This is a genomic window from Petrotoga miotherma DSM 10691 (genome assembly GCF_002895605.1).
Taxonomy (GTDB): Bacteria; Thermotogota; Thermotogae; order Petrotogales; family Petrotogaceae; genus Petrotoga; species Petrotoga miotherma.
The window spans coordinates 1-10,874 of record NZ_AZRM01000008.1; the positions used below are offsets into that span (position 1 = coordinate 1).

Here is a 10,874-nt window from a genome sequence, read left to right on the forward strand (position 1 = left end):
AAAACAACTTGCCTATTTACATAGAAGAAGAAATAGTATCCGAACATGGTATTGATGCTTCTTTTATAAACACAGAAGAAGAAAGCGAATTCAGACAAGATATTGAGAACTTCGATATAGACGAGTTAAGAAGGAAATTTGAAAATAAAAATAAAGATCAAGATGACGAATAATTTGTATAATTGTATGAGGTGAATCGATGGAATTTCTAAAATTATCTGAGTTTAAAGACGTCTTTGACAAGAATATAAGAGTTTTTTTTGAAAATTTGGAGCTTGGAAATCATTTAAAAAATCCATTGTTTTATTACATAGCAAACGGAGGCAAGAGACTAAGACCATGGATTATATATAACTTTGGGCAAATAGTATCTGCAAATAAAAAAATTTTAATGGACATTGCGATAGCTGTCGAAATTTTACACTCCTCATCCTTAATACATGATGATCTACCTGCCTTAGACAACGCAAAGTTAAGAAGAGGGGGGCTTGCAAACCATTTAAAGTTTGGAGAATATAAAGCTCTATTAGCTGGAGATTATGGATTCACTCTCCCCCTGCAGATCGTTGCCAATTTAGATAATATAAACGAAGGAAACAAACTTCTTTTAATGGATTATTTTATAAAAACCATTTTAAAATTATTCCAAGGAGAAATGGAAGATCTAATCTTTGAAAAAGAAGATAGAGAAGTAAGTGAAAAAGAAATTCTTGAGATGTATTCAAAGAAAACAGGCGCGGTTTTTGGTTTTTGTTTTGCATCTCCTTTTTTAATGATCGGGGAAGTACAGCTAGCTAAAGAAATGAATATAATAGGCACTGATTTCGGTGTATCTTTCCAAATTTTCGATGATCTAAAAGATTTATTTACTACGGAAGAAGAAATTGGAAAAGAAACTAATAAAGATGTAAACAAAAAGACTCTTTTAAATTTTTATAATTTTCAAGAAACACAAATAATAGCCGATAATATCTATAGAAATGTTTTACAAAAATTGGAAGAACTTAACCTAAAAGAACTATCTCAAATTTTGAAGGAAGTTAGAAAGACTGTAGAAACAAGTTAACAATCTCAAAAGGAGTTGACTGAGTTATAAAATTCAAACCTTTTAACTTTTTAAATAAAATTAAATACATGGAAAAAAAATACAAAATTCTTTTATTTATTATTGTAATTGCCATTGTGATGCTTGTTTTTTTCCTTATTTTTAAAAACATCTTTTTACCTCCAAAAGAGATAACTCCTTCTTCTACAAACATTCAAATAGATATACCTAAGTCTGCTTTTTCTTCAAAGAAAAACATTGACATTAGAGTTGTAGATAAAAGTTCTGAAGAATATCAAGAATTGATCAACTACAAAAATTTTTATGGGGAAATATACAAAATCACTTTCTCCGATGAAAGTAATGAATCCTCTATTTTACCAATTACTTTAAGATACAAGATCCCAAAAGATAATTATTTCGGAGATAACTTCATCAATTTTTCCTTGGCTTACATTACACGCGAGGATCCTCCTATTGTTTCGGAATTCAGCGGAGAAAAAATAGTAAAAATCGAGAATGAGTATTATATAGAAGCACAAACCTTCCAAATAACTAAAGTCCATTATATAGGTCTAGTCATTGAATCTCCACAAGAATCATCTATTGGACTCAAGGTTATAAAAGAAGCACCACCAACTCTTGAACCTGATATTATTTTAATTCCTGGAACGGATCTTAACTTCCTTGGAAGAGTAATGAATGTACCTGAAAATGGTTATCCACAATCTTTTTGGTCCTCCCTTTTCCCAAATAGAACCATTTGGAGTTACAATTACCCCTTGAAATCTACAAGAAGCCAAAATTACAATGATTCTTTTGTTAGCTTTGTTAAAAGAACAGGGATTAATAGCTATATCGAATTTGAAGGAAGGCGACTTGCTCAAGAACTTTCTAGATTTCCTAATAAAAAGTTTGATATCATTGCACATGGTATCGGTGGATTAATTGCTCGATATGCTTTAGAGTCTAGTCAAACAATTCAAAATGTCGAAAATTTAGTACTTATTTCTACTCCAAATAAAGGAAGTAATCTTGCAAACCCTCTTTTTTTCAACTTACTCTTTGGAAAAAACACGGATATATTATCTCAATACTTTAATGTTGAAGATAGCACAATATTAAAAATCACCTCGCAAATTAGTTCTTACCTTGATCAAATAAATTCGTATTACGAAGATCTTATTCCTGACTCTGAGTTTCTAAATAAATTGAACTCTTTTGGAATAAGAAATGACATCAGATATTTAGCGATTATTGGTAGCAATCCCGCAATTGAGGAAAATTTATCAAACAAATATATTTCCAGACTGTATCCAGAATTTGTTCAAGGAGAGGGGGATGGAATAGTAAGTGTTGACAGTGCTAACTTAGAAGGGATTGAAAAAACTTACTATTCTAAAAAAAGCTTTTATGNNTTTAGAAGAATCAGTCCCATCGTATTCAGTAGAGCCCTTTACAGATGATAATTTTGTCGAATACTCATACGAAACAGGAGAGGAAAACAGCTCTGCCGTTCAAAATAAAAATACCTACCCGGGTATTGTTTCGTCTTTTACCCTTCCATCACAGTATAAAGAAAGTACAATTTTACTAAATCCAGTGAAGCAAGGAGAAATAGATGAAGACACAATAAGTATTATTGAAATTGGAGAAAATATTTACTTTAAAAGTCCTAATGCTATCTACGATACGAATCTAGAAAAAATATTTTCCAATAAAATTATGGGTGGAATAGTACTTAATAATCAATATTATGCATCTACCGTTGATGGTGTATACATTTTGAATGAAAACGGCAAAATCGATAAAATTAATTCAGAAATACCTTCTAAAGGAACCGAAATTTATTATTTACCAAATATAGGGTTTTTAAGTGTAGAATACGAACCAAACAATTGTAATGTCTATCTCAACGATTCCTTGATAAATCAAGGCAGCAATTTTATATCATTAAAAGTAATAAATGGGGAAATATATGTCATCTTTGAGGATAAAATAACAAAACTACAAAATAAAGATATCGTAGAATTAATAAATACTTCTACCATTCAAGAAGTTTTAGAAACTCAGTTTGGGGAGATTACTGATTTTGCTTTATATAACAACAACTATTTTATTTTATTTTCAAATTATAAATTAGTTCTTTGGGATAGTTTAAAAAATGGGTTTCAACTTATAGAAGACGGAAACATAGGAAGATTAAAATTACAAATATTTAATGATAAATTATTTGTTTTTGGGAAAGATCATGTGAGCTACATAATTTTAAAAGAAGCTACTTTCCCTGGCTTTTTCCAAAGAACTGAAACTAATATAATTGATGTGCTCATTGACAAAAGAGGTAAAGGATGGATAGTTACTAAAAATAACCGAATTGAAATAATTACATTTGTTTTGTGAGGTGAGCCAACATTAAGAAAGCTCTCACTGTGTTAATTATGCTGCTCCAAATAATGTTAATATTCTCAGATAATTACGAGGTTGCCTATGAATACTATATGAACGGTCTAAAGTACTATAGAAATGCTAAATATGATTTGGCTCAAAATTTTTTTGAGCAAGCTTTGCAACTATCACCTAGATTAGAAAGTGAAATACCCGATATAAAATTGTATTTAGGGTTATCTGCATTTCACAACAAAGATTACGATACAGCTAAAATATATTTGCAGCCATTTAAGGATATTCCTATTGTGGATGAAGCTCTAAGAGTTATTGAATCTTTACCCTCCGAATCAGATGCTTTCGACGCTTCAAATCTAAAAATCAACAATACTCAATCTCCTGAAAAAGAACAGCAAAATTTTAATTTTTTAACCTTTTTTACTATAATGTTAATAATATTTGTTATTTCCTTGGCGGCCTCATTTTTTACCGTTTTTTTGATACGTAAACATGTCTCTTTTGAAAAAAAAGAAAATGAGTTAAATGATTTGAAAATACTAACCAATATAGACAAAGTTGAAACCCAAGAAATCAAATACAAAACAATAGACCAATTTGATGAACCACATATAAAAAAAGTTTGGAAGGTATCANNAACTTATAGGGATAACTTCGAATGGAGACATTTCTCCAGATGAAAATAACGTATCAGAAGGTCCCAAGGAAGGGAAATTAAATGAGATAGAAGACCTTGAAAACAAGCTTGATAAAGATATAAACGATATCTTAAGAGAATCAAACCTTGAAGAAATTGAAGAAATTCTAAATGAGTTAGAAAGCAATGGTGAAAAAAGTAGCATTCAAGAACCAGTTACCCTCGAAGAGGAAAATATTGGAAAGAACCAAGAAGAGTATTCTCATTTGGAAAACGTTATAAAACCTGATTCTGAAATAAAAAATAACTTTTCTTCGATAATGGAAAAAGAAGAAAAAGAATTATTATTTGAAGATGATTTAGATGTTGGCCTTTTTGATATAACTAAGGAATTAGAGACAAAAAAAATTTCTCAAAATAATTTACAAAAGTTCTTTCATAAATTATTTTATGACGTTAACAAGGATAAAATATAATCAAAATACTAAATATTGATTTTGTTTTAAATTATTGGTATAATATATTTGATTCAAAATAAAAATTTCAAATGCGGATGTGGCTCAGTTGGTAGAGCTCCAGCTTCCCAAGCTGGGAGTCGCGGGTTCGAGTCCCGTCATCCGCTCCAAAAACGGAAGGGGCTTAATGAAGCTCCTTCTTTGTTTGTATGAGGTGTAAAAATGGCTTTGAAGATTGAAAGCGGCAAATTTAAGAATACTAATATAGAAACAGTTGATGATCGTAGGACAAGATATACTCCTGCTACTTTAAGAAGGGCTTTGATGAGCATTTTTGATTTTTCAGATGCTAACTTTTTGGAGTTTTTTGCAGGTAGCGGTATATTGAGTTTCGAAGTTTTAAGTAATGGTGCAAAAAACTCTACAATGGTAGATATTTCGTCTAAAGCGGTACGATCGATTTTAAAAAACGCTGAATCTTTAGGGGTACTAAATAATATAAAAGTTATAAAATCAGATTTTAGAAAATCTATTTCAAAACTTTCAACTGAACAGTTTGATTACATATTTGCTGATCCACCATTTAATAATCATTATGTCCAAGAGTTTTTGAAATTCATAGATTCAAATATATCTTTAATTAGAAGAGGGGGCTACCTTATTATTGAAAAACATAAGAATGAAAAATTCGACTATATGCCAAAAAATATAATTAGGGAAGAAGTAAGAGATTACGGTGATATTGAAATTCTAATCTTTTTTAAACCTTAAAAAAAGGGCCTTAATAAGGCCCTAATTTGGAAATGAATTCTTCCGGGGACAGAACACTCCAGGAGGGAGGGTAACCTACAAAAGTGCTCTGTAGGTATATTATACATCATGAAATTTTTTTCTCAAAATCCAATTATAGGCAATTACTTTCAATTAATAGCGATTAAAGCCGTTTAACTCCATTTAAGTCAATAAATCTCAAAAATTGAAAAAATCTCATTATTTGATATTATATTTTTATCAAAGGGAACGTTGGAAAAAAGAGGTACATAATCTAATGTATGTCCAAAAGTGCCCCAATTTACACCTACAGGATCGTTTAATACATCATAAAAACTTCTAACCACAGACGATTGATAACTTACATTTTTTCCTGAATTCTTTGTATAGTAAAATTCTTTTTCTAAATCAAGTTTTAACCCNNCCCACCCGTTGAATGATCTGCAGTCACTATGATCAAGGTATCTTGAGGATATTGCTTATAAAAATCGATAGCAACCTTCACTGCCTTGTCAAAATCTAATATTTCGTTTATCATTGAATAAGTATCATGTGCATGTGCAGCGTGATCGATTCTTCCCCCTTCTATTAAAATGAAAAAAGGAGAACCATTAAATTTACTCAATGCATAATTTAACGTTTCTTCTAACGTTACTCTGTTTGGATCATCCGTTAAAAAGGGGAAATTCCCATAATATAACATAACAATTTCATCATCAAGAGACGGAATCCTATCAAGTGTTTCTGTGTAAAAATATCCGTACTCTTTTGTGTTGCTATCCTTAAGATAAGCTTTTCCTCCCCCTATGAAAAGATCAAAATTACTTTCTAAAAGATCTTGCGTTATCTTTTGGTAATCTTTTCTATTTTCAACGAAAGCATAAGCACCCGCAGGGGTAGCATCAATGATGGTGTTGGTTGTTATGACACCAATTTTGTACCCTTGTTTTTTTAGTTCATAAGTAATGGGAAGTATTTTTTCATCATCAGGATTAATGTTTATTCTATCGTTGTAGGTTTTTTCTTTAGATAAAATTGCTGTTATGGCTGCTGCTGAATCCGTTACACCATTCATCGAAGAAGTTTCAACCATTCCATAGTAAGGTAATTCTAGGATGTGTAGTTGATCTGTGTATAAATATTGCTTATACATATTAGATAACTGCATGTGTGGAATTCCCATTCCATCAGCTATAAACAAAAAAACATAGTCAAATGAAAAAGAAAGATAAACTAAAAGGGTAATGAGAAAAACCAACAAAATTTTCTTCACTTCTAACACCTTCATTGTTTAATTTTTGTTTCAACCAAGTTTTCAAACCTTTTATCATCTAACCTATCAAAATTATTTAAAATATATCTTTCTATATCAAATATTTTTTCTTTGTCAAAATCCAATCTTTCCATGAAGGATATTACACTTTCTCCATAAGGCTCATCATAAAAACCTGTTTTTTTTAGTTCAAGTTCTTCAAAATACTGCTCTGAAGAAACCTCTCTAAGAAACAATAATGAATTGGTTTCTGCTAAGATTTCGTGCCAAGTATCCTTTGGGGAGGCTTTCACCTTGTAACCGAAAAAATAATGAGATAACTCATGAACTAAATCCTTGATAGAATTAACAACGTAAACACTTGGCAAAACTTGAAAAGACCTACTTTGATTCATATAAAGAATATACAAGGGTTCATCGATCTCTGAAACATTTTCCAAAAAATCTTTAGATTCAATAATCCAATTCTCTAACCATTTTTCGTTATAGAAAACATTATCTAAGTTATAAAGAGTATTTTTGTTTTTTAAATAAACCATTGCCGACGAATCGTTGCTCTGTTTTTGAACTAAAGAATCTCCATTTTGACGTAGCAAAAATCCGTTTTGTACATTTAACAAAATAAACTCCTCAAAAGGTATTTCTTCGTAAAAAAAGATAGTTTTCTCTTTAAAGGTATATTGAATGTCATCATAGAAAATTACCTTTGTTAAACTTGTTGAAAAAATTCTAATATTGTAATCTTCTTCATCAACTAAAGTAACCGGATAAAAGAAAAAAAATAGAAATAAAATAAAAACAAAAATGACAAGTAAAGTCTTTTTCTTATTATCGATGCCCATCTTAATTCCTTTCTTCACACTTTAAAAATTATCCAATTCTTATACTAATTATTATGTAGATTACATACAAAGAAAATAGTATGGAACCTAAACCTCTTCCAACTTTTCTATCTTTTTTCATCATCGTACCAAGCAACAAGACCAATGCCAGTAACAGCCCATAAGAAACATCAAAAGTAACCGGTCTATCTGCCTTGGCGCCATTTATCAGTGCTGATATACCCAGTATGGCAGCGACGTTGAATGTATTAGAACCAACTATATTTCCCATCACTATATCATCTGAATGTTTGATCGCTGCAACAATAGCGGTAACTAATTCCGGAAGAGAAGTCCCAATCGCAACTATAGTTACCCCTATCAAAGATTCTGAGATTCCAATATTTTTAGCANNGCAAAAAGGTTATCAGTATCATACCATCGTATCTAGTTAAAACACTATTCCCTTCCATTATCATTGCAAATATAACCACTGAAATAATGACTAAAAAAGGCATTTCTATATTTACTGTAGATTTTTGAACTTTTGTTGGGGAGATTAAAAAAGAGATTCCTAAAATTAATCCAATATTCGCGACGTTGGATCCAAGAACATTTCCTAATCCTACACTAGCCCCTTTTATTGACGAAGAAATTGTAACAACTAATTCAGGCGCACTGGTACCAAATGCCACCACCGTCAAACCTGCAAACAGCTCAGAAACACCTACTTTTCTTGTTAATCCAAGGGCTCCTTCTATTAACCTATCTGCCCCTCTTATTAAGAGAAAAATACCTAAAGCTATTAATAGAATATTTATCAATCAATATTCACTCCTTTTTTCAACGATTTCTCTTTTGTTTCTTAGGTATACAAAAAGCAAAGAACCTAATACTATCAATATTAAGCTTATAACTACTGCAACGCGAAAATCCCCAATGTAGAGACTATCCGTTCTTAACCTTTCAATCGGGATTCGCCCGATAGAATAAAGAATTAAATACAGAGCGGTGACTTCTCCATATGTTTTTCTCTTATTTCTAATAAAATAAAACAATATTAGAAATACTAACAAATTCCAGGCAGATTCATATAAGAATGTTGGATGAAAATATTCATAGGCTTCATACCCTGGCATTCGATCAGGTAAAGAAATGTACATCTTCCATGGAAGATTTGTCGGTGAACCATATGCTTCATGGTTGAAAAAATTGCCCCATCTTCCAATAGCTTGAGCTAACGGTAAAACAAAAGTGAATAAATCTAACCCTTGCAGGAAGGTAAAGGTACATTTTTTTTTCAACTGCGTATACAAAAAAACTACTAAAAAAGCAGCCAGTATCGCTCCATGTATAGCCATTCCTCCATGCCATATCTTAAAAATTTCTGAAGGATTTCGAGAGAAGTATTCAAAATTAAAAAGAACATAATATAATCTTGCTCCTATAATACCAAATATAATTCCCAAAGAAACTGCGGTGAAAAGATCGTCTTCGTTTATTTTTTCTCTTTCAGCTTCTTTCTGAGCAATAAATGTTGCCAACAGTATCGATGAAGCGATTAACAGTCCATACCATCTTATTTCTAATGGACCAACCGTAACTAAAACTGGACTGAAATACCATTCCCCAGAAAAACTCTTTGGTAAAACAACTATACAAATAACTAAAAAAGAGGTTATCGAAACCCACAAAGTGTTTAAAAAGACTTTATCCTTTTTCATATTCATCCTCCTAAAGCCTTCCAAAACTAAAAATCTCTATAGTACATTGACCAAATGTATTGAATCTCCATATCTTACTTGCAATTCGTGTTTTAAATTAGGATATCTATCGAAACTTTGGATAGAAGATAAAAAAAGTTCTACCGTTTTTCTTGAACTTTCTATAATATTTATATCTTCGACTAAATCTAAAAATTTAAATTCCGGCATCCCATGCTGTTCCACTCCAAAGAATTTGCCTGGTCCCCTCCATTTTAAGTCAATTTCTGCTACTTCAAAACCATCTAACGTCTTAGAAAAGGAGTTCATTTTACTTTTTATCTCATTGTTGGCATCATCATCTATTACTAAAAAGCAATAAGACTGTTTATCACTTCTGCCCACTCTTCCTCTGAGCTGATGCAATTGAGATAATCCAAAACGATCCGGATGTTCTATGACCATTACCGTTGCATCAGGGATATCTATCCCCACTTCTACTACCGATGTCGAAACTAATATATCATATTCTTTTTGAACAAATTTGTCCATAACGTCATTTTTTTCTGAAGATGAAAGCCTCCCATGTAAAAGTCCCACTTTATATTTTTCAAATACTTTATTTAACTCTTCATACATACTTATCGCGTTTTTTAATTCTAAGGCTTCAGATTCTTCTATCAAAGGATACACGAAAAAAACTTGATTCCCCTGATCTAATTCTTCTTTAACGAACTCATACAAACTTTTCCTGTTGGATTCAGCTACAAGTATTGTTTTAATAGGCCTTCTTCCTTTAGGCATTTCATCAATTAAGCTAACATCTAAGTCACCATAAAAAGTCATTGCTAAAGTTCTAGGAATAGGAGTAGCAGTCATAACCAAAATATCAGGATGATTCCCTTTTTTAATGAGTTCCAGTCTTTGATTCACTCCAAATCTATGTTGTTCATCAATAACCACCAACCCTAGTTTTTTAAATTCTACATCTTGTTGAATAATTGCATGGGTACCAACCACAACATCAATTTCTCCCAACTTTAGCTTTTCTTTTATTAATATTTTATCACTTTCCCTCGTATCTCCTGTTAACAAAGCTACTTTCAACCCTAACGGCTCTAAATCTTTTGATAGTCTTTTAAACTGTTGTTTTGATAAAACAGAGGTGGGGTTCATAACCGCCGCTTGATAACCAGATTCACAGACATCTATAATCGCTAGTTCTGAAACAACGGTTTTACCAGAACCAACATCCCCTTGTAAAAGTCTGTTCATAGGATATGGGGAAATTAAATCTTTTCTAATTTCCTCATAACTTCTTTTTTGGGCTTGAGTGAGTTCAAAATTTAAAGTCTTGAGAAATTTTTTTGATAATTCTCCTTTTATCTCCTTCTTCTCACCTTTTTTCATTTCTTTCATCTTTAATTTCAGATAGATCATTGCTAACTCAAATAAAATTGCCTCTTCGTATTTTAAAGAGTACCAAGCCCTTTCTTTATGATAAATACTTAAAGGAAAATGGATTCCTTTTATTCGCTTTTTCAAATCTAATAAGTTGAACCCTTGAACGAATTCTTCAGGTAAAAATTCCTCTAAAAAATATGTCTGTTGAATAGCTTCTTTTGCTATTTTTCGCATAATTGTTTGGAAGATACCAGACGTCAATGGATAAACTGGTAGAATTTCTCTTTTGAAATCCTCCTCACTTTTGATCACTTGAAAATCTGGAGACTTCATCTGTTTCATACCATATGAATACTCTA

General features: G+C 31.3%; 10 protein-coding genes and 1 tRNA gene. 5 read left to right on the forward strand and 6 right to left on the reverse strand.

Features of this window, described 5'->3' with window-relative positions:
* The first annotated feature begins 199 nt into the window (after positions 1 to 199).
* The 5 genes from X928_RS01195 (at position 200) to X928_RS01225 (ending at position 5,314) form a co-directional block, all read left to right on the forward strand.
* Positions 200 to 1,066: a polyprenyl synthetase family protein gene (locus tag X928_RS01195; RefSeq protein ID WP_103078136.1), complete on the forward strand. Its 867-nt coding sequence runs from the start codon at positions 200 to 202 to the stop codon at positions 1,064 to 1,066.
* A gap of 677 nt (positions 1,067 to 1,743) precedes the next feature.
* A complete protein-coding gene (locus X928_RS10395) occupies positions 1,744 to 2,511 on the forward strand; it encodes an esterase/lipase family protein (RefSeq protein WP_425440350.1) in 768 nt (255 codons plus the stop codon).
* Between the two features lie 1,843 nt (positions 2,512 to 4,354).
* A complete protein-coding gene (locus X928_RS01215; protein ID WP_103078140.1) occupies positions 4,355 to 4,564 on the forward strand; it encodes a hypothetical protein in 210 nt (69 codons plus the stop codon).
* A 73-nt stretch (positions 4,565 to 4,637) separates the two neighbouring features.
* A tRNA-Gly gene (locus tag X928_RS01220) sits at positions 4,638 to 4,713 on the forward strand.
* 52 nt (positions 4,714 to 4,765) lie between these two features.
* Positions 4,766 to 5,314 carry an RsmD family RNA methyltransferase gene (locus X928_RS01225; RefSeq protein WP_103078141.1) on the forward strand — a complete coding sequence of 183 codons (549 nt, stop codon included), beginning with the start codon at positions 4,766 to 4,768 and terminating at the stop codon, positions 5,312 to 5,314.
* A gap of 415 nt (positions 5,315 to 5,729) precedes the next feature.
* Here X928_RS01225 and X928_RS01230 read toward each other — a convergent pair whose 3' ends face one another.
* From X928_RS01230 to recG, 6 genes are all read right to left on the reverse strand, one after another.
* Positions 5,730 to 6,602: an alkaline phosphatase gene (locus X928_RS01230; protein WP_103078142.1), complete on the reverse strand. Its 873-nt coding sequence runs from the start codon at positions 6,600 to 6,602 to the stop codon at positions 5,730 to 5,732.
* Complete coding sequence (locus X928_RS01235) at positions 6,599 to 7,429, reverse strand: hypothetical protein (protein ID WP_103078143.1); 831 nt, start codon at positions 7,427 to 7,429, stop codon at positions 6,599 to 6,601. The genes X928_RS01230 and X928_RS01235 overlap by 4 nt, the downstream gene beginning before the upstream one ends.
* 28 nt (positions 7,430 to 7,457) lie before the next feature.
* Positions 7,458 to 7,793 carry a sodium:calcium antiporter gene (locus X928_RS10215; RefSeq protein WP_245857142.1) on the reverse strand — a complete coding sequence of 112 codons (336 nt, stop codon included), beginning with the start codon at positions 7,791 to 7,793 and terminating at the stop codon, positions 7,458 to 7,460.
* 22 nt (positions 7,794 to 7,815) lie between these two features.
* The gene (locus X928_RS10220; RefSeq protein WP_245857143.1) at positions 7,816 to 8,232 is read right to left on the reverse strand and encodes a sodium:calcium antiporter; all 417 of its coding nucleotides are present in this window, start codon (positions 8,230 to 8,232) and stop codon (positions 7,816 to 7,818) included.
* Complete coding sequence (lgt, locus tag X928_RS01245) at positions 8,233 to 9,132, reverse strand: prolipoprotein diacylglyceryl transferase (RefSeq protein ID WP_103076500.1); 900 nt, start codon at positions 9,130 to 9,132, stop codon at positions 8,233 to 8,235.
* A gap of 36 nt (positions 9,133 to 9,168) precedes the next feature.
* Positions 9,169 to 10,874 (reverse strand): ATP-dependent DNA helicase RecG (gene recG, locus X928_RS01250; RefSeq protein WP_103078144.1); only part of this gene is annotated, 1,706 nt, incomplete at its 5' end.

Excerpts from the sequence above, each read along its gene's own strand:
- X928_RS01195 (WP_103078136.1), top strand. The coding sequence starts at position 200 with ATGGAATTTCTAAAATTATCTGAGTTTAAAGACGTCTTTGACAAGAAT.
- X928_RS01225 (WP_103078141.1), top strand. The coding sequence starts at position 4,766 with ATGGCTTTGAAGATTGAAAGCGGCAAATTTAAGAATACTAATATAGAA.
- X928_RS01235 (WP_103078143.1), bottom strand. The coding sequence starts at position 7,429 with ATGGGCATCGATAATAAGAAAAAGACTTTACTTGTCATTTTTGTTTTT.
- lgt (WP_103076500.1), bottom strand. The coding sequence starts at position 9,132 with ATGAAAAAGGATAAAGTCTTTTTAAACACTTTGTGGGTTTCGATAACC.